Here is a 490-nt window from a genome sequence, read left to right as displayed (position 1 = left end):
ATCAGGTCACCCTGTTTGGTGACAACCAGCGGGTTGATTTCGATCAGCGCCAGGTCGCGCTCCAGGAAGATAGTCGCCAGACCCATGAAGATCTTGGTGAACTGCTGAACCTGTTTACCTTCCAGACCCAGTTTGAACGCCAGCTCACGTCCCTGGTAAGGCATTGGGCCTGCCAGCGGATCGAGNTTTGAATGCCAGCTCACGTCCCTGATACGGCATTGGGCCCGCCAGCGGATCCAGTGCGACTTTGTGGATCAGGTGCGGGGTTTCTTCCGCGACTTTTTCGATTTCCACGCCGCCTTCGGTAGAGGCCATGAAGACCACGCGACGGGAGCTACGGTCAACAACTGCGCCGAGGTAAAGTTCTTTACCGATGTCGGTCGCTGCTTCAACCAGAATCTGATTTACCGGTTGACCATGGGCGTCTGTCTGGTAAGTAACCAGGCGTTTACCCAGCCAGTGTTCAGCAAAAGCGCGAATGTCTTCTTTG

General features: G+C 55.4%; 1 pseudogene. It reads right to left on the bottom strand.

The window, feature by feature from the left end:
- Positions 1-490: pseudogene (locus tag FDX22_RS21030) on the bottom strand (ATP-grasp domain-containing protein); the annotation flags it as partial.

The sequence above is a fragment of the Citrobacter sp. TBCS-14 genome, assembly GCF_005280805.1.
Lineage (GTDB): Bacteria > Pseudomonadota > Gammaproteobacteria > Enterobacterales > Enterobacteriaceae > Citrobacter > Citrobacter gillenii.
Note: the sequence above shows the minus strand (reverse complement) of the source record. Positions and strands in the feature narration are given on the sequence as shown.